Source organism: Microcoleus sp. CAWBG58, from assembly GCF_020883045.1.
Classification (GTDB): Bacteria; Cyanobacteriota; Cyanobacteriia; order Cyanobacteriales; family Microcoleaceae; genus Microcoleus.
The window spans coordinates 1-25,699 of record NZ_JAHRFA010000040.1 but is presented as its reverse complement, the minus strand read 5'-3'; the positions used below and the strand labels follow the sequence as shown (position 1 = coordinate 25,699).

Genomic DNA, 25,699 nt, shown 5'->3' with positions numbered 1-25,699 from the left:
AAGGTTTGTAGTGAGGACTTCAGTCCTTCCTAAATGCGGACTAAAGTCCTCACTACAAACAGTAAGTAAGGTTTGTAGTGAGGACTTCAGTCCTTCCTAAATGCGGACTAAAGTCCTCACTACAAACCTTTTTTATGGCGATCGTTCGATCGCACCTGAGATCGGTTCGCTCGAATTCGATCCCATTGTAGGCGGGCGATCGCATATTTTCCTGATTTAGGTTGCAGGACGTGATAAAAAACTGTAGTGTGCGGATTAATTCCTCGAAATTTTTATTGAAATTTTCCTAAGTGGTGTGGTGGGTAATTCTCGTGTCAATACAACAAATCAAAAAGCCCGATAGAAATCAAGAAATTCGCTTTTTCACCTTCTTGCAAAGAGTCTTCATTGGGACTCTAGCGAGTACATTATTCAATCTCTCGATCCTATTTCCCTCTCCCAGTTTTGCCCAAGTAGTTCTGGGAGTTGTTCGCAGTTCCGAGAATTCCCCCGACTGGGTGAAGATTACCACGCGCCTCTGGGAAAGCGGCATTGCTTACAAACCAATAAATCTCGAAGACATCAAAAATTTGGCGGATTTAGCAGGCGTTAACGTGCTGTTTTTGCCCAATATAGAAACTTTGACTCCGGCGCAAATTAAAGTTTTAGAAGCCTGGACAAAACAGGGAGGCCGCTTGATTGCTTCGGGCCCAGTCGGCCGCAGTTCCCCAGCCTTGGTACGTCAATCTTTACGATCGCTCCTCGGAGCCTATTGGGCTTTTCCGTTGACTCAGCGGGGGGGTGTGCAACCCCGCACCCGCTGCCGCGATCTCGCTTGTACCAGTTCTAGCAACTGGGTTCCCCCAGAACAAAAAAATGCCTCGGTTCAAGGCGGCGTCTTGATTCCCGCCGACGCGAACAGTCAAACCATCGCTACCTGGAAAGATAGTTCCGGTTCCTCCGCTGCGATCGCCACCGATCGCGCTACCTATCTCGGCTGGCGCTGGGGTAGCGACGGTTCCCCAAATATAGACTCGGCTTGGCTGCGGGCCTCGATCGCCCGCTGGGGAGGAACTGTGGGTAGGCCTGTCGAGCCGCCAACAGCAGCCGCACCACCGCTGCCAAATCCCCCCTCCAGGGTCACGAGAAATACCCCCAGTTCGCCGCGCAATACTCCGCTGAGCCGACTTTCTCCTTCTCCCCCCCTTCCCGATCCCGTACCTGCAACTTTTACAGACCCTTCGGATCAGTCGGCGCCGGCGGGTTTGGACGTGCAGATAAATTCCAATAAGCCGATCGTCAGCATTGAAGCCTACTTGATGCGCCAAGAACTCACCAACCTCCTCGGCAGGTTTGAAAGCGCCCTGACAGCAGCTAATTCAGGCAATACTGCGGTCAATATCAATGCTGCTATCCCCCCTCAATTGGTGGCGTCAAACAACAGTGTCGGTGGGCCGCAGGCGAGTCGCCCGTTGGTGTTGCCAGCAGCAACCACAGGGGCGATCGCCAAGGCCCGTCAGGTTTTGCAAAATTTTGACCAACTCCTGCAAGAGCAAAAATACGCTGAGATCAGGCAGCAGTGGGTGCAAGCGCGCCAGTTGCTGTGGCAAAATTACCCCCAGGAAGGGCAGCGCGTTGGGGCGGAAATTCGCGCCGTTTGGCTCGATCGCGGTACGATCGTCGCAGCGCGATCGGAACAGGGTTTGGCCTCGGTGTTCGATCGACTTGCCGCCGCCGGAATCAATACGGTTTTCTTTGAAACTTTAAATGCCGGATATCCGATTTATCCCAGTCAAGTTGCACCGCAACAAAACCCCCTCACAGTTGGCTGGGATCCTCTGGAATCTGCGGTTAAATTAGCCCACGAGCGAGGCATAGAACTGCACGCTTGGATTTGGACTTTTGCCACGGGCAATAAACGCCACAATACTTTAATTGGCAAACCTGGTTCTTATCCAGGCCCGGTACTTTCGGCCTATCCAAATTGGGCAAATATTGACAATAAAGGACGCACCCAAAACCCTAACGATGGTAAATTTTATCTCGATCCTGCAAACCCGGAAGCGCGGAATTATTTACTAAGAATTATCAGCGAAATTACCAGGAAATACAAAGTAGATGGTGTGCAATTAGACTACATTCGCTATCCTTTTCAAGATGACAATGCAGGTTTTGTCTACGGTTACGGTGCAGCAGCAAGGCAGCAATTTAAACAGTTAACTGGTACCGATCCGGTGAATATTTCGCCGAGTTCTGGCAGTTTGTGGCGGCAGTGGGTTGAGTTTAAGACCAATCAAATTAATAGTTTTGTAGCTGAAGTATCTCAGCTTTTGCGGCAGAATAATCCGCGCACTATTCTCTCAGTGGCGGTGTTTCCGCACCCCGAAAGTCAGCGGATTTACAAAATTCAGCAAAATTGGGAAGTTTGGGCCCGTCAGGGGATTGTAGACTTGATTGTGCCGATGACTTATGCTTTGGATACGAACCGACTTCAACGCATTACCGAACCGCTAGCAAAGGAACAAATGCTCGGTTCGGCCTTGATTTCTCCCTCGGTTAAGTTGTTGACACTCCCGGAAGTTGTGGCGATCGACCAAATTCAAGCTTTGCGCGATTTGCCGACTGGGGGCTATGCTATTTTTGCCGTGGAAAGTATCAGCAGCGGGATGCAGGGCTTTTTTAACCGCACTCAAGGTGTCAGAGTGCGATCGTCTACCAGGGCTTCGCTAACAACTTCTGCTTCCGAACCAATTCCTTACCGCCAGCCCTTTGCAGCAGCAGCTTCGCGCTATACTGCTCTCAAGCAGGAATGGAGTTTTTTGTTGGCTAACAATCAGTTGCGGGTGTCGGAATCTGAATTGAAAGTTCTCAAAAGTCGATCGGAGGAATTGGGTGTTGCCTTGAGCAGATTGGCTGCAAGTCCTTCTGCCGAAAGCTTAACAACTGCTAAAAGATTGTTGGCGAGTTTTGAAGCTCAATTTCAATCTACGATGCGCTTGCATTCTGGGGAAAATAGCTATCAGGTGCAAACTTGGCAAAATCGTTTGGAAAGCTTGGATATGTTGTTGCGTTACGGCGAAAGGGTGGAGTTGAATCGCAGGTAAATGCAGGTGTTTTGGGTGCCGGTGGCTGCGGATAGTGCGATCGTACCCAATCACCTGCATCGATAGTTCTCCAAAAACTTTCTCTTGAAATACGCTAGATTAATTTAAATTAATACCCTGGACAGTTGTCAGTACGGACAATATCTGCATAGCAGTTATACCAATCTGCATTTCCCGCAACAAGTAAGTAGGTCATCAAAAAAAACCTGATTCTCTTGTAAGGGCTGGTGTCGGTTAAAATTCTATGATAGAAGCTAGTAGAGCAGCGCTTTCACCCGCCCAACTGATGTAATCTTTATTTGTAACCACCTACTTATGCCGCGGACATCTCTATTGCGTGTCCGAAGACCGGAAGGCAAGCGATCCGATCGCGATCGCCAACACCCAGGATTGCTTCGCACTCGCAAATCAGGTTAAAAAACTCTAATTGTGCAGTCACGAGGGAAGTCCTCAAAACTCTCAAAAGGCGATCGCCAACACTTTTACGATGAGTCAGGAACCGGATTTGAGACAACTCCCTCCTGTATCGCTCCAAGACTTTAAGATCTACTAATTTCCACGACCAATTTCAATTATTTTTAGGATGAATATGTTTCCTAAACCGCTGAATCGCTTTGCTACCAAAATTATCGGCAAAGCTCCATTACAAACTGTGCTCGTGCTTCCTTTTTTAGTGCAAATTGTTGGCATAGTAGGAGTTGTAGGTTGGCTGTCGTTCCAAAACGGTCAGCGCGCGGTCAACGATGTGGCCGCTCAGTTGCGACAAGAAATTAGCAACCGAGTTTACGATCGCGTCAAAAGCTACCTCCAAGTTCCCCAACAAGTCAATCAAATTAACTATTATGCCCTGCAACAGGGCTTGTTAGACTTTCAAAAACTCTCAGAAGCTGAACTTTATTTTTGGCGGCAAGTTCAAGCTTTCCCTTCTTTAGGCAATGCTGGCCTTGCCAATGCAGAAGGTCAATCTTTCCGTGTCGGTTGGATCGATAGAGAATCAACTTCGGAACAACCGCAGATTGCAGAACAACTGACCCCAGGTGGCGGCGATCTTTACTACTACAACATCGACAATAATGCCAACCGCGTCAAACTTGCTAAAAAAGTTCCTAACTACGATCCACGTAACCGTCCTTTTTATACGAGTGCTATCAAGCAAGGAAAGCCTACTTGGAGCGAAGTTTACATAAATTTTGGCTATAACGTGCTGCAAATAAAAGCGAGCAGACCTTTTTATAATAGCAGTGGCAAACTGTTAGGAGTTATCGCCTCTGAATTGGGAATCAACCAAATTAGTCATTTTTTGCAAACGCTAAAATTTGGTCGTTCAGGGCAAGTATTTATTCTCGAACCGACAGGTGATTTAGTGGCAAGCTCGATTAAAAGTCAAGCCATATTAACGGGAAAAGCCAAAGATTCCAAACGCATTCAAGCAGTAAACAGCGATAATTTAATTATGCGCTCTAGTGTTGCTTTTTTGAAAAATCACTTCGTCAGTTTAAAAAATATTCAGCAAAACTATCAATTTGAATTTAAGATCGACGGGCAACAAGAATTTCTCCAAGTTTTTCCCATTACTGACGAATACGGCTTAAATTGGCTGGTTGTGGTGGTTGTGTCAGAGTCTGATTTTATGGAGCAAATTAACTCTAATACGCGCACGACGATTTGGCTGTCGGTTGCAGCTTTGATAACAGCGACAATTCTAGGGATTCTGACTGCGAAATGGGTGGTGCGACCGATTTTAATGTTAAATTTGGCCGCGAAAGCTTTGGCGAGCAATGAGTGGGATACAAAATTAGTGAGTTATCGTTCTGACGAACTCGGAGAACTTGCCACTGCTTTTAACAGCATGGCAGAGCAATTGCAGCATTCATTTACTTCGCTCTCGGAAAGTGAAAGCCGAGTTAAACAATTTCTCGATGCAGTACCGCTAGGCATTTTTATTGTCGAAAAAAATGGTAAACCTCACTACATTAATCCTATAGGAGAGCAACTTTTTGGTCAAGGAATCATAGCAGCAGATGCCGAAAATTTGCGCCAAGCTTACAAAGTTTATTTAGCTGGAACCCAGGAAATTTACCCGGCGGAACACGACCCTATTTTAAATGCTTTGCAGGGCAAAAGTGTCACTGTCGATGACATGGAAATCTCCTCCAGTGACAAAACTGTTCCCCTACAAGTTTGGGGAACTCCTATTTACGACGCCCAAGGACATATTATCTACGGGATGTGCGCTTTTCAAAATATTACGGAACGCAAACAAGCGGAGCAACTGTTAAAAGAATACAACCAAAACTTAGCAGTGCAAGTTGCAGAACGTACCGCCGCTCTTGCCAAGGCAAAAGAAAAGTTTTCTAAAGCTTTTCGTTCTAGTCCAAATGCAATTACGATCACGAGAATCAGTGACGGTCGCCACATAGAAGTTAATGAAAGCTTTTGCCGGATGATTGGCTACACGCACGACCAAATTATTGGCAAAACAGCCGTAGATCTGAATTTTTGGGCGAGCCTAGGAGAGCGCGATCGCATGATTCAAATGTTAAGAAACCAGACAGCCCTTCACAATTACGAGCTGAGATTTCGCAAAAAAAACGGTACAGAAAGAACTGCCCTGCTGTCTATTGAAACCATCGATATTGACGGAGAAGCTTGTTTTCTCTCGATTTCGAGCGATATTACCGATCGCCAAAAAGCAGAAACCGCCCTCCGCGAAGCAGAAGAAAAGTATCGCAACATTTATGAAAATGCTTTGAATGGCATTTTTCAAACTGCTGCTGACGGGACATACCTCAGCGCCAACCCCGCTTTAGCTGAACTCTACGGTTACGAATCGCCCGCAGAATTAATCGCAGCACAGCCGAATTTCAAGAACCAGCTTTACGTGAAACCCAACCGCCGCAGCGAATTTGTAGCGCTGATCGACGAGTACGGGATACTGTCTAACTTTGAATCGGAAATTTACCGCAAAGATGGTAGCATCATCTGGATTTCCGAAAATTGTCGGGCCGTGTGCGATCCCGCAGGAAATCTACTTTATCACGAAGGTTTTATTAAAGATATTACGGATAGCAAACAAGCACAAATCAAAATGGAGCAGGCGAAAGAAGCCGCCGAAGCAGCCAACAAAGCTAAAAGTACGTTTCTCGCCAATATGAGCCACGAATTGCGATCGCCCCTGAACGCAGTCATCGGCTTTGCTCAAGTCATGATCCGCAGTAAAAATTTGTCTCCCGAAAATCAAGAAGATGTCGGGATTATCCTGCGGAGCGGCGAGCATTTGCTGACGTTAATTAACCAAGTTTTAGACTTGTCAAAAATTGAAGCCGGACGCACTACTATTAATGAAAAAAGTTTCGATTTATACCGACTTCTCGACGATTTAGAAGATATGTTTGCTCTCAAAGCTGAGGAAAAAGACTTGCAATTAATCTTCGATCGAGATGCAGAAGTTCCCCATTACATTTCCACAGATGAAGTGAAATTGCGCCAAGTATTAATTAATTTGCTCAACAATGCAATTAAATTTACTTCACAAGGTGGAGTGTCTGTGCAAGTGAAAGGAGGAAAGCGGAATTTACACAAAAACAGCGCTGATGAAATGCCCGGCCGCTACTCGCTTCACTTTGAAGTTCAAGATACTGGTGCAGGCATTGCCACCGAAGAAATCCATCAGTTGTTTGAAGCATTTGTGCAGACAACAACGGGTAAAGATTCTCAAGAAGGGACGGGTTTAGGTTTAGCGATCAGCCGCCAGTTCGTGCAATTGATGGGAGGTGAAATTACTGTTAGCAGCGAGGTGGGCAAGGGTGCGCTATTTCAGTTTGACATCCAAGTTCATCTAGTGGAAGCTAGTGATATTGAAAGCAAAAAAGCTCTACGTCGAGTTGTTGCCCTCGAACCGAATCAGCCACCTTACCGCTTGCTAATTGTGGACGACAAACCTTTGAACCGCCAACTGTTAGTAAAACTTCTCAGTCCGTTGGGATTTCTGTTGAGAGAAGCGAATAACGGTCAAGAAGCGGTGGATATTTTTAGGGATTGGGAACCGCATCTAATTTGGATGGACATGAGAATGCCTGTAATGGACGGGTACGAGGCAACGAAACAGATTAAAACTACAACTGGCGGGCAAGCAACGGCGATTGTTGCCCTGACTGCTAGTGTTTTGGAGGAAGAACGGGCGGTGATTCTTTCGACGGGTTGCGATGATTTTATGCGGAAACCGTTCCGAGAGGAAGATATCTTTGCGGCCATGGGGAAACATTTAGGAGTACGCTATATTTATGAAGAGCCAACAGAGGTCAGTATGGGGGGTGCGGGGGAGTCTAGTCAGGATGTGCTGACACCAGAGGCGATCGCCTCTCTTTCTCCAGACTGGAGGGTTCAATTCAAGCAAAATATTTTGAGTGTAGATATGGAGGCGATCGCCAGTTCGATCGCACAAATCGGCACTATCAACCCCTCTCTGGCTGCCACGCTTCAAGATTGCATTAATAATTTTGAATATGACAGAATTTTGACCATAATCGAGCGCAGCGAACAACAGTAAATACCGATGAATTTAACTTTACCCAACACCAATCGAGCTAATATTTTAGTGGTGGACGACACGCCACAAAACCTGCGGCTGCTGGCAGGAATTTTGAGCGACAAAGGCTATCAAGTTCGCCCGGTTCCCAACGGCAAGCTAGCACTGTCTGCCGCTCAAAAAATGCCCCCAGATATAGTCCTGCTGGATATTATGATGCCGGAGATGGATGGCTATGAAGTTTGTCAGCACCTCAAAGATTCTGAAGTAACAAAAGACATCCCGGTGATTTTCATCAGTGCGATTAACGACGTGATGGATAAAGTTAAAGCTTTTGCAGTTGGGGGAGTGGACTTTATTACCAAACCGTTTCAGGTTGAAGAAGTTTTAGCCCGCATCGAAACTCATTTAAAAATTTGTTCGTTGCAACAAAGTTTGCAAGAAAAAAATCAAGATTTAGCAACTGCTATCTACCAATTGCAAGCGACACAAGAGCATTTGATTCAATCGGAAAAAATGGCGGCACTGGGACAACTGATTGCCGGCATTGCCCACGAAATCAATACTCCGCTGGGCATCATAGGTTCATCTATTGATAATATTTCTAATTTTTGGGACGAAAATTTAGAAAAAATGCCTCAATTTTTTCAACAACTTTCTGAAGAAAGCCAAGCTTGTTTTTTAGCTTTGCTGCACAGATCTATAAATCACGAAACGCTATTTACTAGCAGAGAAAAGCGCAAAATTAAGCAGCAGTTGACTAACGAGTTGATGGCAGGAGGCATTGAAAATGCGGAAGAAATAGCGGATAGTTTAGTTGACATGGAGATTTACGATCGCATAGAAGAATTGTTGCCATTTTTTAAATTGCCGGATTGGGAAGTGGTTTTCAATACTGCTTACCAGTTTGCGAGCTTTAAAAAAAGTATTAGCCTGATCCAAAGAGCGACAGCCAAGTCGGGAAAAGTAGTATTTGCCTTAAAAAGCTACGCTCATTTCGATAGCAAGCAAGAAAAAGTGCAGGCGAACTTGCATGATGGCATTGAAATGGTGCTAACTCTTTATCAAAATCAACTGAAACACGGCATAGAAGTAGTCAAAAACTATGGAGATTTACCGAAAATTATGTGCTATCCCGATGACTTAAATCAAGTTTGGACAAATCTAATTCACAATGCCCTGCAAGCAATGGATTATAAAGGTATTTTGACGATTGAAACTAAGCAGCAAGAGACAAATCTTGTCCTCAAATTTACTGATGACGGCAAAGGTATTCCCCCAGAAGTTATTCCCAAAATTTTTCACCCATTTTTTACGACTAAATCTGCGGGGGAAGGTAGCGGTTTGGGATTGGACATCGTGAGAAAAATTGTTGACAAACATGAAGGTACAATTGCTGTAGAGTCGGTACCGGGACAGACAAGCTTTACAGTCTCCCTCCCAATCTATTAAACTAAACTTACACCTGTTAAAAAAAGAATGCCACTGTCAGCAAGCACCAAACCCCGATTGTCATCAGTGATACCCAATCGAACATCCCCAATCCTCCAATGCCAAAATGGTATTATCCGCAGGGGCTGATTTCCGATAGCGACAGGGGCTGTCTCGCTGACAAACATAAGATTTATTGCGATTGACCGGGTTTCTTTTGTGAAGTTCTATTAAAATAAAATAGGGGACATAGATAGTGCATCCTCGCCCCAAATCAATAACACAGAAGCAAGTCATGTCGGTAAACCCATTAAAATAATAGCAGAGAGCAAAAGATGAATAAGCCTGTAATTCTTTGCGTTGACGATGAACCCGATATCTTGAAGACTCTCAAGATGCAGCTCAAGAATGAATTTAAAGATGATTATTTTTACGAATTAGCTGAAAGTGGTGATGAAGCTTTAGATTTACTGGAGGAGTTTCCAGCAGAAGCTGAGGTGATTGTGGTTGTTTCTGATTGGCTGATGCCGGGAATTAAAGGTGACGAACTGTTAATTAGAGTTCACCAAAAATATCCCAAAATCGTTAAGGTGATGTTGACGGGGCAAGCGGATAAAGCTGCTCTTCAGCGGGCAGTAGAAGAAGCCGATTTATACTGCTGTTTGTACAAACCGTGGAAAAGTAAAGAGTTAATAGATACGATCAAATCTGGGCTGGCAAAGTTATTATGAAAAAACCTGTGATTGTATGTATTGATGACGAACCTGATGTTTTGAACAGTTTAAAGATTGAACTGAAAAAGGCGATCGGGGATCGGTGTATTATTGAAACGGCTGAGGGGGGGGAAGATGCTTTAGAGTTACTGGAAGATTTGCAGGCGGATGAATACGAGATTGCGTTGGTGCTTTCCGATTATATTATGCCGGATATTAAAGGGGATGAACTGCTTAAAAAAATTCACGAACGATCGCCCGATACGCTGACTATTATGCTGACTGGGCAAGCTGATTTGGAAGCTCTGAGCAATGCTATAAAGTATGCTAAATTGTACCGTTACATCCCTAAACCTTGGCACAATGAAGATTTAAAATTAACGGTAGTAGAAGCAATTCACAGTTACTTGCAAGACCAAAAGTTAACAGATGAAATCCTGAAGCGGCAAGAAGTAAATGCGGCGCTGTCGGCGAGCGAAAGCCGCCTGAACCAATTTTTAGCAGCTCTGCCCGTGGGGGTATCTGTTTACAATCCCGACGGCTCGATCGCCTATTTCAACCAAGCAGCGCGGGATTTGCTGGGTGCAGACACTATCCCGGAAAGCACTGCGGAACAATTAGCTGCAACTTATCAACTTTATGTTGCCAATACTGATGAGCTTTACCCGCCGGACAATCTACCAATTTTGCGCGCGCTCAAAGGAGAATTTGTCAGGGTTGACGATGTAGAAATCCGTCAAGATGGCAAAATAATTGCGATCGAGATCAATACTACCCCAATTTTTGACGCTAGGGGAAATATTGTTTATGCGATCGCAGCTTTTCAAGATATTACCGATCGCAAACGAGCCGAAAAAATACTAGCAGATTACCAGCACACCTTAGAAACCAAAATAGACGAACGCACAGAACAACTGCAACAAGCCGCCTTAGCTGCTGAAGCTGCAAACAAAGCTAAAAGCACGTTTTTGGCCAATATGAGCCATGAATTGCGGACTCCTCTCAATTCGATACTGGGGTTTGCACAAATCATGGAAGGCAGCTCCAATTTTACTGTCGAAAATCACGAAAATCTGAGTATTATTCGTCGCAGTGGCGAACACTTGCTGGCCCTGATCAATGAAGTTTTAGACTTGTCAAAAATTGAAGCGGGGCGGATGATACTTGACCCTAAAGACTTCGACTTATACCGCTTGCTTGACGATTTACAAGATATGTTTCAAATGCGGGCAAAGAATCAAGAGGTTCAGTTGCTTTTTCAGCGAGCAAATGACGTTGCCCAGTACGTGCGAACCGATGATGTCAAACTGCGGCAAGTGCTGATAAATATTCTCAGCAATGCAATTAAGTTTACGGAACAAGGTTCGATCGTTTTAAGGGTTTCACAATTAGAAAAATCTAGAATAGTTGATTTATTGGGGAATCCCACAGCTTGCATTGATACTACAAAAAGTATTAGAGACTTTGCCACCAATAGAATTGATGTGGCAACTGTTGTACCCACAGATGAGGCTGATGATTTAACTGACGAGCGGGTAATTTTCCTTCAGTTTGAAATAGAAGATACAGGCGTTGGTATTGCTTCGGAAGAATTGGGGAATATTTTCAAGGCATTTGTGCAAACATCTTCGGGTCAAAGAACTCAAAAGGGTACGGGTTTGGGATTGACTATTACCCGTCAATTTGTCCGGCTGATGGGAGGAGAAATCGTCGTAGAAAGTGAATTAGAACGCGGGACAAATTTTAAATTTGAGATTCCAGTAGGTGTGGTTGATGTTGCTAATATTCCTGCCCCAGAAATTAACCGGGAAGTTACTGGGTTGGAACCAAATCAACCCTGCTATAGAATTTTAATTGTAGACGATCGCGAAGACAACCGCCAACTTTTAGTCAAAATTCTTTCTCCCTTGGGTTTTGGAGTGCGAGAGGCTAGCGATGGCTGCGAAGCAATAGAAATATGGGAAAATTGGCAGCCGCATTTAATTTTGATGGATCTGCGAATGCCAGTGATGGACGGCTATGAAGCTACTAAAGAAATTAGGAACAGAATACAGCAGCAAGAGCAAGAGCGACAAGAAAACGGCTCTGTGATTCCGAAGATTGTTGCTTTGACAGCTAGCACTATTGAAGAGAAACGATCGTCTGCTTTATCTATAGGCTGCGACGATTTTATTAGCAAACCTTTCCGCAAAACTGATATATTTGATACGCTCCACAAACATTTGGGAGTGAGGTACCTCTACTCTTACTCAACTGATTTTATCCCAACGGGCGATCTCCACAATCAATCTGACGCTACCTCTAATGCTGCGCTTGCTTACTCGCCCGCACTTCCCGCAGAATGGATAGAAAACATGAGGCAGGTAATACGTAGCGCTGATTTTGACTTAATTGCGAGGACGATCGAGCAATTAAGGTACGATCGTCCTGAATTTGCCGAAATCCTCCAGGATCATCTCAATAATTTTGACTACCAGAAAATTCTTACTTTAATTGCCGAGGCATAAAAATAGCATGGTAGAGTTCATCAGTTGACAGTTGACAGTTGACAGTTGACAGTTGACAGCTACCTCTTCCATCGATAGAAGAGGATTGGAGCAATGAATCATTTTGTTTGATTTCCCCCGTTTAGGGGGAGGCTTCAGATCCAATTTTCAGGCGTGAAGGTCGATCGGGAAATTTCCTCTAGAGGATCACATTGAAATGGCGATCGAGATTCAACTCAATCTAGTGTTACCCAAAAAAGTTGGTAAAAAAAATCGGTTGAAATCTGATTCTTTACCAAAATTGTAGCAGCAAAGAGAGAAGCAAAAAAAACTCCGGGAAGCAAAATCATGAAAAAACCTGTGATTGTTTGTATTGATGACGAAGCTGATGTTCTGAACAGTTTAAAGATTGAACTAAAAAAGGCGATCGGCGATCGGTGTATTATTGAAACAGCGCAAGGAGGAGAAGATGCTTTAGAGTTATTAACAGATTTACAGGCGGACGAACACGAAATAGCTTTAGTTGTTTCTGATTATATCATGCCGGATATCAAAGGAGACGAACTGCTCCAAATAATTCATGAACGATCGCCCAATACGCTGAAAATTATGCTGACTGGCCAAGCAGATTTAGAGGCTGTGGGTCACGCTATCAAGTATGCCAAGCTGTACCGCTACATCCCCAAACCTTGGCAAAAGGAAGATTTGAAGTTAACAGTAGTAGAAGCAGTTCACAGCTATTTGCAAGACCAAAAGTTGGCTGATGAAGTTATTAAGGGGCGAGAAGCAAACAAACAGTTGCAGATAGCAAACCAGGAATTGTCTGCGAGTGAAAGCCGGTTAAATCAATTTTTAGCAGCTTTGCCTGTGGGGGTATCTGTTTACAATCCCGACGGCTCGATCGCCTATATCAATCATGCCACTCAGCAGTTGCTAGATGCAGGTACTGGGTTGGCAAATAGTATGCTAGGCAACAGTGTTGAACAATTAGTTGCAGGTTCTCAATTTTATGACGCCGAAAACGATCGGCTGTATTTCCCTGAAAATTTTCCGATCTTGCGGGCGCTGAGAGGGGAATATGTCAAGGTGAATGAAGTTGAAATCCTTCAATACGGGCTGACAATCACTCTAGAAATAAGTGCCACACCCATTTTTGACGGCAACGGAAATATTGTTTTTGCGATCGCAGTTATTCAAGACATCAGCCAGCGCAAAGAATTAGAAAATTTCCTATCCAATTACCAGCGCACCTTAGAAGCTGAAATTGTAGAACGCACAGAACAACTGCAAAAAGCTGCCTTCGCCGCCGAAGCAGCAAACAGAGCGAAAAGTACCTTCCTTGCCAACATGAGCCACGAGTTGCGTACACCCCTCAATGCCATACTCGGCTTTACTCAAATCGTCGAACCCAGCCCGAATTTGACAGTAGAAGACCGAGAAAATATCAGAATTATTTACCGCAGCGGCGAACACTTGCTGACTTTAATCAATCAAGCTTTAGACTTGGCAAAAATCGAAGCGGGGCGGATGACACTTCTTCCGACTAACTTTGACCTTTACTGCTTGCTTGACGAATTGCAAGAAATGTTTGACCTGCGAGCGAAAAATCAAGATTTGCAGTTGATTTTCCAGCGCGATGCTGACATTCCGCAGTACGTGCGAACTGATGAAGTGAAGCTGCGCCAGGTGCTCATCAATCTTCTGAGTAATGCCATGAAATTCACTCAAATCGGCGGGGTGTCAGTCAGAGTGTGCCGGAAGTTAGAAGGTATTTCAGCAGCGAATTCGATCGCGAATATAGCCGAAATAAGCGATGAAGGGGAAATTGTCAGTCCCTTGAAAAATTCGACAGATTCAGATTTAGAAGCAAGCAATTATCCAGAAAATCCTATAATTTCCCGTCAGTCTGAAAGTAAAGTATTGGCAAGAATGGATAATTTAAATATTTCTAATTCTCTGTTTTTGGAGTTTGAAATAGAAGATACGGGAGTTGGTATTGCCCCAGAAGAAATGGGCAATCTTTTTCAAGCATTTGTGCAGACAGCATCCGGTCAAAAAGCTCAACAAGGTACTGGTTTGGGATTGACAATTAGCAATGAATTTGTACGGTTAATGGGTGGCGTTCTAACTGTAGAAAGCCAGCTAGAACGGGGTACTATTTTTAGATTTGGCATAGAAGTTAGTGCAGTTGATGCCGCTGCAATTGCCACTCCAAAAATCATCCGTGAGGTGATTGGAATGGAACCCGATCAGCCATACTATCGAATTTTAATTGTGGACGATCGCACAGACAACCGCAAACTGTTAGTCAAAATGCTTTCTGGCTTGGGTTTCGGAGTCGAAGAGGCTAGCAACGGCCGTGAAGCGGTAGAAATGTGGGAAAATTGGCAGCCGCACTTGATTTTGATGGATTTGCGAATGCCGGTGATGGACGGCTACGAAGCGACGATCGAAATTAGATCGAGGATACAGCGGAGAAAGGAAGAGGAACAAGGCGAGGGGAAGATGGATATTCCCAATCCTCAATTCCTGAACCCGAAGATTGTTGCTTTAACAGCTAGTACCCATGAAGAGAAACGCGCTTTTTCTTTGTTGATGGGTTGTGATGACTTTATCAGAAAACCTTTCCGCAAAATGGATATATTTGATACGCTGAGCAAACATTTGGGGGTGAGTTATATCTATTCTGAATTGACAGGCTCTGATTCAATGGGCGATCCCAATAACCTATCTGATTCTTCTAATACTTTGTCTGCTTCTTTGCCCAACCTTCCCGCAGAATGGAGAGATAAAATGAGGCAGGTAATCCGCAGTGCTGATTTTGACTTAATTGAGATAACAATCGAGGAAATAAGGGATGCTCATCCTGAATTTGCCGACATCCTTCAAGGTCATCTAGAGAATTTTGATTACCAAAAAATTCTCAACTTAATTATCGAAGCAGAGAAATTTAATAGTACGGGTGATCAGTTGACAGTTGACAGTTGACAGTTGACAGTTGACAGTTGACAGTTGACAGCTACCCATAGCAGTCGATAGAAGAGGATTGGAGGAATGAATCATTTTGTTTGATTTCCCCCGTTTAGGGGGAGGCTTCAGATCCAATTTTCAGGGGTGAAGTCTGAAAAAAAATCTCTGGATGACTGATGGCTAAAAATAATAGATACAATTCATCTTTAGTGGTGGCAATATCAAAATTTTAGACTAGACTTGAATTGCAGTCATTCACAAACAATCTTGAAATTATCTGCATCGCTTACCAGTTTCTCTGTAAATCAAACAATCATGCAAAAGCTCTCAATTTTATCTGTGGTGTAAATCTAAAATCAACTTGCTGACTGGGGTGGCAAGGCAGTGAAACTGGCAAAAAAAGCGAAACCAAACAACTCTTTTTGCCTTGAATAAGTAAATATTCAACAAAAAAATGGCAAATAAATTTATGAAGAAACCTGTGATTGTTTGTATAGATGACGAGCCTGATGTTTTGGAAAGCTTAAAGATTGAGCTCAAAAAGGCGATCGGCGATCGGTGCATTATTGAAACGGCAGAAGGTGGAGAAGATGCTTTGGAATTGCTGGCAGATTTGCGGGCTGATGAGCATGAAATAGCTTTGGTGCTTTCCGATTACATCATGCCGGATATTAAAGGGGACGAGCTGCTCAAACAAATTCACGAACAATCGCCCGATACGCTGACTATTATGCTGACGGGACAAGCCGATTTACAAGCTCTGAGCAACAGCATCAAGTATGCTAAGTTGTACAGATACATCCAGAAACCTTGGCAAGATGAAGATTTGCAAATAACAGTAGTAGAAGCAATACACAGTTATTTGCAAGACCAAAAATTAACAATTGAAACTATCAAGCGACAACAAGCCAACGAGGAGTTAAAGAGAGTCAATGCGGAGTTAGAGGTGGTAAACGCAGACTTGAAGCTAGCCAATGAGGAATTATCTGCGAGTGAAAGTCGGCTGAATCAATTTTTAGGAGCTTTGCCGGTGGGGGTATCTGTTTACAATCCCGATGGCTCGATCGCGTATTTGAATCATGCAGCGCAGGAATTGCTTGATTCACAAACTGTCCTCGCGAGGGCTGCCCAAACATGGCGTGGAATGGATCAATTTTATAACGGCGAGAGCGATCGCCTATATTTTCCTGAAAATTTTCCGATTTTACGGGCGCTGAGAGGGGAATCTGTCAAAGTTGATGATGTTGAAATCACTCAATACGGTTTGATAATTACTTTAGAGGTAACTGCTACGCCAATTTTTGACAGCAGCGGAAATGTTGTTTTTGCGATCGCAGCTATTCAAGACATCAGCGAGCGCAAAGAAGCAGAAAGAGTCCTCGCAAATTACCAGCGTACCTTAGAAGCTGACATTGTGGAACGCACAGAACAACTGCAACAGGCTGCATTAGCTGCCCAAGCAGCAAACAGAGCAAAAAGTACGTTTCTCGCCAACATGAGCCACGAGTTGCGTACCCCCCTCAATGCCATACTCGGTTTTACTCAAATCGTCGAATCTAGCCCGAATCTAACAGCAGACGATCGAGACAATATCAGAATTATTCACCGCAGCGGCGAACACTTGCTGACTTTAATCAATCAAGCTTTAGACTTGGCAAAAATCGAAGCGGGCCGGATGATTGTTTTTCCGACAAACTTCAATCTCTACGACTTGCTTGACGAAATGGAAGATATGTTTCAACTACGAGCGAAAAATCAAGGTTTGCAGTTAGTTTTCCAGCGAAATACAGATGTTCCGGAGTACGTGCGAACTGATGAGGTAAAACTGCGCCAAGTGCTAATCAATCTCCTCAGTAATGCCATGAAATTTACCAGAGTTGGCGGGGTATCTGTAAGAGTGAGGCCTCTTAGGCAAGGCAGTTCGGCGGGGACAGATGTAGGGGATGTCATGGATGTGACAGATAGAAGTAATAGAGAAGAAGCAAGAGGAAATGATTCAGAAGGCGAAATTGTCATTGCGGCTGAAAGTCCTACAAATTTAGATGGTTCGACAAGTTACACTCTGCCTGAGAGTGGAAATTTGACGGAGAATAATTTAGATTTGTCTGGTTCGTTGTTTCTGCAATTTGAAGTAGAAGATACAGGAAGTGGCATTTCTCCCGAAGAATTGGGCAAGGTTTTTCAAGCCTTCGTGCAAACAGAATCCGGTCAAAAAGCTCAAAAAGGGACGGGTTTAGGCTTGACGATCAGCAGCCAATTTGTACGGCTAATGGGCGGCAATATTACTGTGGAAAGCGAGCAAAATCGAGGTACGATTTTTAGATTTGAGATTGAAGTTGATGCAGTTGATGCCGCTTCGATTCCTACCCCGGAAATCAGCAGCCAGGTGATGGGAGTGGAACCAGATGGGATTTCCTACCGGATTTTAGTTGTGGACGATCGCAAAGACAACCGCCAACTTTTAGTCAAAATGCTTTCTCCCTTGGGTTTTGCAGTGAAACAGGCTAGCAACGGCCGTGAAGCGGTAGAAATGTGGGAAAACTGGCAGCCGCACTTAATCTTGATGGATTTGCAAATGCCGGTGATGGATGGCTGCGAAGCGACGATGGAAATTAGACTCAGGATACAGCAGAGACAGTCCAAGCCAGCAATGGGGGAGGAAATCAACGTTTCTGGTGTCGAACCTCTGATTCCGAAGATTATTGCTTTGACAGCTAGTACCATTGAAGGGAGGCGATCGTTTGCTTTATTCGTCGGCTGCGACGATTTTATTAACAAACCCTTCCGCAAAAATGATATCTTTGATACTCTTCACAAACATTTAGGGGTGAAGTATCTATACTCTAACTCAACGGATTTGATGTCAGCGGGCGATCGCCACAATCTATCTGACTCCCAGTCTAATGATGCGCTTGCTTATTTACCCATACTTCCCGCACAATGGATAGATAACATGAGGCAGGTAATCCGCAGTGCTGATTTTGACTTAATTGGGATAACAATCGAGGAAATAAGGGATGCTCATCCTGAATTTGCCGAAATCCTCCAGGGTCATCTCGATAATTTTGATTACCAGAAAATTCTCAATTTAGTTGCCGAGGCGGAGGAATCAGATCGTGGAGATAAAGGCGGAACAAACTGAAAACTATCAAGCAGATATTTTAGTAGTTGACGATACGCCAGATAATCTGCGTTTGTTGATTAGAATCTTGCAAAAAAATGGCTATAAAGTTAGACCTGTAACTAATGGTTTTTCGGCTATAGATGCAATTCAGTCTAGCGTCCCAGATTTGATTTTGCTGGATATTATGATGCCGGATATTAACGGTTATGAATTATGTCAAAAACTGAAAGTACAACCGCAATTTAGCGAAATTCCCATCATTTTTATCAGCGCGTTAGAAGAAGGAATAGATAAGGCAAAAGCTTTTGAAGTAGGCGGAGCAGATTATATCACAAAACCTTTTCAGGTGAAAGAAGTATTGGCGCGAGTGAGCAATCAACTGACCGTGCGTTCTTTGCAAATGCAACTGCAAGAAAAAAATCAAAAATTGACGGATCAAAATGTCCAGTTGCACCAGGAAATTGCCGAACGCCGTCAGGTTGAAATGGAAACAAGATTGCTGCTGGAGGCAACTCAAGCTATTAGCAAATCTGACAATTTTGAGTCGGCTATAGATGTGATTTTAGGTTTAATTTGCCAAACTATTGAATGGAATCTGGGCGAAGCTTGGATTCCTAACAGTGACGGCGTTTTAAGATGTGCTAGAGGCAGGTACGTCAGCGATTCGAGTTTTGCCCAATTCCGACAGACAAGTTGGCAGCTAACTTTTGCTCCTGGTGTGGGACTCCCAGGGAGGATTTGGCAGTCGCAGCAGTCCGAATGGATCGAGGATGTTTCTACTGCATCGGAACAAGTGTTTCTGCGATCGGAAATTGCGGTAAATGTGGGATTGAAAGCAGCTTTTGGTTTGCCAATTTTGGCGGACAATCAAGTGTTAGCTATTTTGATTTTTTATCGCGAAAAAGTTCTGGAATCTCAGCCGCGCTTGCTGGAATTGGTAAGTGCGGTTGCTACGCAGCTCGGTTCGCTGATTCAGCGGAAACAAGCTGAAGCAGCGCTGAAAGTGCAGCAAGAGCAAACAGAGAAATTGCTGCTGAATATTTTGCCTAAACCTATTGCTGAGCGCTTGCAAAAAGGCCAAAACCCGATCGCGGATCATTTTGATGAGGTGACGGTATTGTTTGCTGATTTGGTGGGTTTTACAGAGTTTTCGGCTCACAAAAGTCCGACGCAGTTGGTAGAAATTTTGAATGGAATTTTCTCGGAGTTCGATCGGTTGTCTGAGTTGCACGGGTTGGAAAAGATTAAGACGATTGGGGATGCTTACATGGTGGTTGGGGGTTTGCCGACGGCGCGCCAAGATCACTCTGAGGCGATCGCACTTTTAGCTTTGGATATGCAGGCAGCTTTGAGAAAGTTTAATCTCAAAATTGGAGAAGGTTTTCAATTGCGGATCGGAATTCACAGCGGTTCGGTGGTGGCGGGAATTATTGGGATTAGCAAATTTAGCTACGATCTGTGGGGAGATACTGTGAATGTTGCTTCGCGGATGGAGTCGAACGGATTGCCGGGTAAAATTCAAGTGACGGCGAAGACTTACGAGCGTTTGAAAGAGCAGTTTATTTTTGAAGAACGGGGGCCTATCACGGTTAAAGGTAAAGGAACAATGCTGACTTACTGGTTGCTCGAAGAACAAACTCAATCTATTTAGGTTTGAGATGTCAATTTCAATTAATATTAAAATTATATCTAAATCGCACTTTCTGGAGAACTCATCCTTTGCAAACAGTTGAAACAAAATCGCCGACAGCATTGAAAAGAGTCCTAGTTGTTTTAATATCGCTGGTAGCTGTAGCGGTACTGGCGATCGCAACTTTTATCCTAATTCCCGGAGAAAAAACCATGTTTGCTGGAAAAAGACCTACTAATATCGGCATTGTATCAGGAAAACTGGCAGCGTGCCCTGCTTCCCCCAACTGCGTCAGCAGCTTCAGTCAGGATGCCGAGCACCAAATTGAGCCTTTGGCTTACGCTTCGTCGCCTGCTGAGGCTATGGCTAAGCTCAAAGGGGCGATCGAGTCCTCGGGCAAAACTAAAATTATCACCGCAACCGATAATTACCTGTATGCGGAGTTCAGCAGTGCTTTGATGGGCTTTGTGGATGATGTGGAATTTTTGGTAGATGATGGGGCAAAGGTGATTCACGTGCGATCGGCTTCGCGTCTGGGACAGTCGGATTTAGGAGTCAACCGCAAACGCATAGAAACCATCAGAGCTCAACTAAATCCACTCTAAACCTAAAATTTCTAGCTTTCCTGAAGCCTCTCTCCTAGAACATTCTGAAACTACAGGTACGTTGTTGGGCTTTAGCCCTCTTTAGACTGATAGAGAAAGAGGGCTAAAGCCCAACAACGTACCTAATTTTTTTTCGTTCCTCGCAATGACACTAGCCCTAACTGAACCGTATTGTGACTCAATCCAGTATTGAATCGCTGAGTGCGCTAGCACCGACACCGCGCTGTATTCCTATAGTATTAAACGCCCTAAATTGAGCAGTTCAGACTTTAGGGAGAGGGAAGTTAAGCCATTAATTTCTACTATTAATTTAAGTAGAGCGACGAGGAAAAAACACATGGCACTTCAAAGAATTGCAGAGTTTGAGCCTAACTATAAGGAAGAAATATTTGCGGGAGACGACATCAAGGGATTTGATGTTTATGCCGGCGACTCTGACGAAAAAGTAGGCACCGTTTATGACGCATTGGTTGATGAAACTGGCCGTTTTCGCTATCTGGTAGTTGATACCGGCATTTGGATTTTTGGTAAAAAAGTATTGCTGCCGATCGGCTCGGCCCGCTTCGACTACGGAGCCCATCGCGTCTACGCCACAGGCCTTCGCAGCAAAGCTCAAGCAGAACAACTGCCGGCTTACAATGAATTAGAACCACTAGATTACGATCGCGAAGAACAGGTAAGAGGCATCTACCGCAATCCCGGCACAGCAGCAGCAGCAGCACCTGTGGCAAGCACTGCAACTCCTGCTAGCTACGATCGCAGCAACTACAGCTACGATATGGATCGCCCCCTCTACGAAACCAACGAACAAAACCACCAAAATCTCAAGCTTTATGAAGAACGCTTGATTGCCAACAAAAACCGCGCCAAAACAGGTGAAGTAGCAGTTGGTAAGCGAGTGGAAACTGAAACAGCAAGAGCTTCAGTACCCATTGAAAAAGAACGAGTCGTAATCGAGCGAGTCACACCAGTCGAAGCTGGTAGAGTAGTTTCAGTCGGTGACGCTGACTTCCAATCAGGGGAAGTTGCACGCATCGAAGTCTACGAAGAAACGGCCGACATTCACAAGGAAGCCTACGTGCGCGAAGAAGTCAACGTCAGAAAAGAAGTTGTTCGCAGCACCGTTGACGCGGAAGAAACCTTGCGCCGTGAAGAATTAGACATTCAAACTGACGGAACTCCGGTTGTAGATAATAAAACCATCTAAACCAACCGCAGGAAGTCTTGAACAGGAATTGCGATCGATCGCATAATTATCTCACCGCACAGGTTTGAATTTGGCGATCGCGCAATTCCTAATAACGGTGGCAAAGTGCAAAACTTGTCGGTTTTTGGCAAAGTTTATGCACTTTACTAGAAATAATTGGTTGAAAGTCCCAAGCCCGATCCGGTGCATTTGGTTTTGGAAAATATATCGGTAGGGGCGAAGCATGACCGCAATCAATATGGGATTATAACTAATAACTTATATGCGGTCATGCTTCGCCCTCTTCACAAACCAGATGCACCCGCCCGATCGGGAGAAATTAAAATCAGACTATTCATTATTCCAATACTCCGATTTCAGGGTAGAGGTCGATCTCGAAGGGTCAACTGTCAACTGTCAACTGTCAACTGTCAACTGTTGAACCGCCTTTACCAATTTGCCTCAATTCATAATAAAAATCCATAAGCAGGAAAGTTTAAAAAATGAACGGTCAAGCATCAGCCGAAAAAGTAGCCACACCCAAATCTAATACTCGTCTCAACCGGGTGCCGGAAAAAGTCAGAACTAAGCTAAAAAGTTTTACAGTCAAAGACAACCAAGGTCACTTGGTAGGCAAAATCAAAGATGTCTATTTCGATCCTAACGGTCAGCTAAACTTTGTGGTATCAGGGCTAGGCCGCGAAAACCCCCGCATTTTTTTAGTAAGTATCAAGCTGCTCAAAAAAGTAGATTACCATCAAAAATCTCTGTTTGTAAGTATTAAGTCAGATATGGTCGATCTGCTGCCCGGATTTGTGGGAACGGCAGAGTATGAATATTTAGGAAAATCCTCAGAACAGCTTGATGAAGTGAGCAAAAACGAGTCAACTAATCCCTCAACAGTTATGTCAAATCTAACAGATGCCGATCGCCAAAATGAACATTTAGAGACCGATGAGGATGACGAAAACTTGGATATTGTCGATCGAGAAGTAATTCGCCTGCTAGAAGAACGATTGGTAATCAATCGCAGCAAGCGCAAAGTCGGCGAAGTCATAGTCCGCAAAGAAATTGAGACTCGGATGGTACAAGTGCCGATCCAGTGGGAAAAGTTGATTGTCGAACAAGTCGGCGACGATCCGAAGGTTTTGGCAGAGATAGATTTGGGCGAGGGAAACATCACGGGTATAGATTTGACAGAGATTAAGAGCGATCGCCAGGAACCGACAGTTAAGGCAGAATTTACGTCTGTGCAGAAAGCTAGCAAAATCTTAAATGCGATCGCCTCTCAACCCCGCCACGGTTGCGTCAAAGTCCGCCTAGAAATAGTTTTGGAAGACAAGCAACTTCAGGATACGTACCAAAAATGGATGACAGAAAGCCACTCAGATAAGTGAGGTACGTTGTTGGGCTTAAGCCCTCTTATACTTATCGTGTAGTAAACGGGGTTGCATCAAAAACTCCATTTACAGTCATACCTCATCTTTCGTTATAAATGTTATATATAAAGAGCGCTGAAGCGCAACTACGTACCTATTGTCTTGAGTAAACGGTGTTGTCTTATATATATGCCAATACGGTTTACTTAAGATCGTCATTGCGAGGAACGAAGCAATCTCCGTATCTATTTTTCATAGCGGTTTATCCCCAGGGCGCTATACAAGTAAACGGTATTGATATATATGCAAGAGCGCCCAAGCGCAACTACGTACCTATGGAAAAATTTCATCGGCTTCGCCAATATCTATCATATCCGCCCGAACTCCGCAAACCCCCCGGTCGGGATTTTTTAATTTTGAGCGATCGGCAACTCGACAAAATCTTACCAAATTGCGGTAAAATTGTGCTAGTCAAATTTAGAAATATTTGAAAATGCCCAGCACCATCTCCGACATTAATGTAAAAACGATCGCAGGCGCAGACAAGCAGCTAGGAGAGTACGCTGGCCAGGTACTCTTGATAGTTAACGTAGCTTCCAAATGCGGCTATACACCTCAATACAAAGGACTCGAAGAATTGAGCCAGAAGTACGGCGCCGCCGGACTCCGCGTTTTAGGATTTCCCTGCAACGACTTCGGAGCTCAAGAACCCGGAAGCAACGCAGAAATCGTCAATTTCTGCACTACAAAATACGGTGTCAGCTTTGAATTATTTGACAAAGTAAGCGCTAAAGGCAGCCAGCAGCACCCGCTGTACGCTAAGCTTACGAATGCAGTCGATCCCAAAGGTGAGGTTTCCTGGAATTTTGAAAAATTCTTAGTTAGCAAACAGGGTGAAGTGGTTGCCAGATTCCGCAGCAGCGTGGGCCCAGATTCGCCGGAATTGATCGCTGCGATCGATCGAGAATTGGCAAAATAAGCAGTTCGGTAACGGATTTTTTGACCGATCTAACGGATGGATGTTTAGTTATTGTAGGGTGCGTCAGGGGTGAATGTTTTGCATACAGACTAACAATTTTCTTCCTGATACCAATTTTTTATGAGGCTGCTCCCGAATCTGATCCCCCCTAACCCCCCTTAATAAGGGCTACGGTGTACACACAAGTCGAGTTGGAAATCAGATGACCCAAAAAAACGGAAATTTATTTTTTTAATCCTTGATTTCCCGTCAACCATTATCAATAAGCTAAAACTCTCGATCAAAAGTTCGCTACTCTCAAAACCTTGCCTACGTCAGGTTGTGTCAGACATAGCCAGGTTTCTAGGAGTTGTGTGTACACCGTAGCCGATCGAAGGGGGGGACTGGAATCTTCTCAAAGTCCCCCGACTATCATGGGGATGCGAGGGGGATCGGAATATGTGCAACTTCACATTAAATTGGTATGACGCACCCTACGGTTAGTTAGCTTGTTTTTTTCTTCTCTTCCCCATGATTGACAAGCAATCAGCAATTAATAAATAGTGATTATTGGATTTAATTGGAGAATGGTTTAATTTAATGGAAAATACATCTGGATTAGATTTAGCTGTAGGTTTACTGGCGTTCGCGATACTGGGAGGCGGGCTGGCCATGCTATTTGTAGGTATGGCATCGTTCCCTAAAGAAAAGTAACAATAATTGAGATTAAGTCCTCACGATCTTTAAATTGGTTCGTAGTGAGGACTTCAGTCCTTATAGAAATCTGAGGACTGAAGTCCTCACTACAAACTCTGAATAAATTTCACATCGTCCAATTTTAACAGTAGCAATTGACAACCATGCAAACTACCGAAAGCACCGTCAAAATTGCCTTGGCGCCGGGGAACTTGCGCCGCGTTCACCATATCGCTTTAAACGTGCGCGATATGAAAGCTTCCCGCCACTTCTACGGTACAATTCTCGGCTTGCACGAACTCACAGGTGCAGAAATTCCTGCAAGTTTAACAGAAATGGTGGCTGCTGGTAAAGTCGCTAATTTCATCACTCCAGACGGGACTGTGATTGACTTATTTTGGCAGCCAGATTTGGAACCGCCAAACCCAGATCCCCAAAAGGCTTTTACTCGCGCTAACCACTTGGCCTTTGACATCGATCGCGATTTGTTCGATCGCGCTTTGGAAGTGCTAAAGTCTAATGAAATTGCGATCGACAGCGGCCCCGTCACCCGCGCTACAGGACGCGGCATTTACTTCTACGATCCCGATGGATTTATCATCGAAATCCGCTGCGATGCAGACAATATGGCGGTTTAAACCAGGTTTAGACAAACGAAGTCCATGCCAAGCAGGCTGAAGAAAATAACGTAATTTTAACCACCCGCTCTTCAACCCGCGCACCATCCGGGTTTTGTTTGTGTAGACGCGGTTTCAACCGCCGTCTTATCTTACGTCTTATACCAATTTACTGTAGTTTAGACTAAAAAATGAGCGCAGCTAAAAGTAGCCACCTTTGAAGCTCAGGCAAGCAGTTGCTCAAAAACTCAAAAAGTAGAAGATTAAATAGCTAATCTTGAAGACTTTTTGCG

General features: G+C 44.3%; 19 protein-coding genes. 16 read left to right on the top strand and 3 right to left on the bottom strand.

Annotation, left to right across the window (positions count from 1 at the left end):
* The first annotated feature begins 317 nt into the window (after positions 1-317).
* Entirely contained in the window at positions 318-3,083 is a 2,766-nt protein-coding gene (locus QZ918_RS18555) for a family 10 glycosylhydrolase (protein ID WP_527250415.1), read from the top strand.
* Between the two features lie 313 nt (positions 3,084-3,396).
* Here QZ918_RS18555 and QZ918_RS18550 read toward each other — a convergent pair whose 3' ends face one another.
* Positions 3,397-3,597 carry a hypothetical protein gene (locus QZ918_RS18550; RefSeq protein WP_293146453.1) on the bottom strand — a complete coding sequence of 67 codons (201 nt, stop codon included), beginning with the start codon at positions 3,595-3,597 and terminating at the stop codon, positions 3,397-3,399.
* A gap of 75 nt (positions 3,598-3,672) precedes the next feature.
* Here QZ918_RS18550 and QZ918_RS18545 point away from each other — a divergent pair, with 75 nt between their 5' ends.
* The 5 genes from QZ918_RS18545 to QZ918_RS18525 all read left to right on the top strand — a co-directional run bounded on the left by QZ918_RS18545 (position 3,673) and on the right by QZ918_RS18525 (position 15,229).
* On the top strand, positions 3,673-7,632 hold the full coding sequence (locus QZ918_RS18545; RefSeq protein WP_293146455.1) for a PAS domain S-box protein: 3,960 nt from the start codon (positions 3,673-3,675) through the stop codon (positions 7,630-7,632).
* A gap of 6 nt (positions 7,633-7,638) precedes the next feature.
* Positions 7,639-9,063 carry a hybrid sensor histidine kinase/response regulator gene (locus QZ918_RS18540; RefSeq protein WP_293146457.1) on the top strand — a complete coding sequence of 475 codons (1,425 nt, stop codon included), beginning with the start codon at positions 7,639-7,641 and terminating at the stop codon, positions 9,061-9,063.
* Positions 9,064-9,377: 314 nt separating this feature from the next.
* Positions 9,378-9,773: a response regulator gene (locus tag QZ918_RS18535; RefSeq protein WP_293146459.1), complete on the top strand. Its 396-nt coding sequence runs from the start codon at positions 9,378-9,380 to the stop codon at positions 9,771-9,773.
* Entirely contained in the window at positions 9,770-12,262 is a 2,493-nt protein-coding gene (locus QZ918_RS18530) for a response regulator (protein ID WP_293337466.1), read from the top strand. The genes QZ918_RS18535 and QZ918_RS18530 overlap by 4 nt, the downstream gene beginning before the upstream one ends.
* 327 nt (positions 12,263-12,589) lie before the next feature.
* The gene (locus QZ918_RS18525) at positions 12,590-15,229 is read left to right on the top strand and encodes a response regulator (protein WP_293337464.1); all 2,640 of its coding nucleotides are present in this window, start codon (positions 12,590-12,592) and stop codon (positions 15,227-15,229) included.
* On the opposite strand, the gene QZ918_RS18520 is transcribed toward QZ918_RS18525, so the two are convergent.
* On the bottom strand, positions 15,170-15,304 hold the full coding sequence (locus QZ918_RS18520) for a hypothetical protein (RefSeq protein WP_293337462.1): 135 nt from the start codon (positions 15,302-15,304) through the stop codon (positions 15,170-15,172). The two genes, QZ918_RS18525 and QZ918_RS18520, sit on opposite strands and share 60 nt — an antisense overlap.
* A gap of 376 nt (positions 15,305-15,680) precedes the next feature.
* On the opposite strand from QZ918_RS18520, the gene QZ918_RS18515 reads away from it, so the two are divergent.
* The 4 genes from QZ918_RS18515 to QZ918_RS18500 all read left to right on the top strand — a co-directional run bounded on the left by QZ918_RS18515 (position 15,681) and on the right by QZ918_RS18500 (position 21,777).
* Positions 15,681-18,353, top strand: coding sequence for a response regulator (locus QZ918_RS18515; RefSeq protein ID WP_527250414.1), 2,673 nt, complete (start codon positions 15,681-15,683; stop codon positions 18,351-18,353).
* Positions 18,328-19,986: an adenylate/guanylate cyclase domain-containing protein gene (locus QZ918_RS18510; protein ID WP_293337458.1), complete on the top strand. Its 1,659-nt coding sequence runs from the start codon at positions 18,328-18,330 to the stop codon at positions 19,984-19,986. Before QZ918_RS18515 ends, QZ918_RS18510 begins: the two co-directional genes overlap by 26 nt.
* 68 nt (positions 19,987-20,054) lie before the next feature.
* On the top strand, positions 20,055-20,570 hold the full coding sequence (locus QZ918_RS18505) for a DUF1499 domain-containing protein (RefSeq protein ID WP_293337456.1): 516 nt from the start codon (positions 20,055-20,057) through the stop codon (positions 20,568-20,570).
* A gap of 337 nt (positions 20,571-20,907) precedes the next feature.
* Complete coding sequence (locus QZ918_RS18500) at positions 20,908-21,777, top strand: DUF2382 domain-containing protein (RefSeq protein ID WP_293337454.1); 870 nt, start codon at positions 20,908-20,910, stop codon at positions 21,775-21,777.
* On the opposite strand, the gene QZ918_RS18495 is transcribed toward QZ918_RS18500, so the two are convergent.
* Positions 21,774-21,908, bottom strand: a complete 135-nt coding sequence (locus QZ918_RS18495; protein WP_293337452.1) for a hypothetical protein — start codon at positions 21,906-21,908, stop codon at positions 21,774-21,776. The two genes, QZ918_RS18500 and QZ918_RS18495, sit on opposite strands and share 4 nt — an antisense overlap.
* A 25-nt stretch (positions 21,909-21,933) precedes the next feature.
* Here QZ918_RS18495 and QZ918_RS18490 point away from each other — a divergent pair, with 25 nt between their 5' ends.
* From QZ918_RS18490 to QZ918_RS18465, 6 genes are all read left to right on the top strand, one after another.
* Positions 21,934-22,242 (top strand): hypothetical protein, encoded by a 309-nt coding sequence (locus QZ918_RS18490; protein ID WP_293337450.1) that lies wholly within the window; start codon positions 21,934-21,936, stop codon positions 22,240-22,242.
* Positions 22,243-22,259: 17 nt separating this feature from the next.
* Positions 22,260-23,153 (top strand): DUF2382 domain-containing protein, encoded by an 894-nt coding sequence (locus QZ918_RS18485; RefSeq protein WP_293337448.1) that lies wholly within the window; start codon positions 22,260-22,262, stop codon positions 23,151-23,153.
* Between the two features lie 317 nt (positions 23,154-23,470).
* Complete coding sequence (locus tag QZ918_RS18480) at positions 23,471-23,626, top strand: hypothetical protein (RefSeq protein WP_293146475.1); 156 nt, start codon at positions 23,471-23,473, stop codon at positions 23,624-23,626.
* A gap of 2 nt (positions 23,627-23,628) precedes the next feature.
* Positions 23,629-24,114: a glutathione peroxidase gene (locus tag QZ918_RS18475; protein ID WP_293181228.1), complete on the top strand. Its 486-nt coding sequence runs from the start codon at positions 23,629-23,631 to the stop codon at positions 24,112-24,114.
* Positions 24,115-24,663: 549 nt separating this feature from the next.
* Positions 24,664-24,807 (top strand): hypothetical protein, encoded by a 144-nt coding sequence (locus QZ918_RS18470; RefSeq protein ID WP_293337446.1) that lies wholly within the window; start codon positions 24,664-24,666, stop codon positions 24,805-24,807.
* Between the two features lie 146 nt (positions 24,808-24,953).
* A complete protein-coding gene (locus QZ918_RS18465; protein ID WP_293337444.1) occupies positions 24,954-25,427 on the top strand; it encodes a VOC family protein in 474 nt (157 codons plus the stop codon).
* Positions 25,428-25,699: the final 272 nt, after the last annotated feature.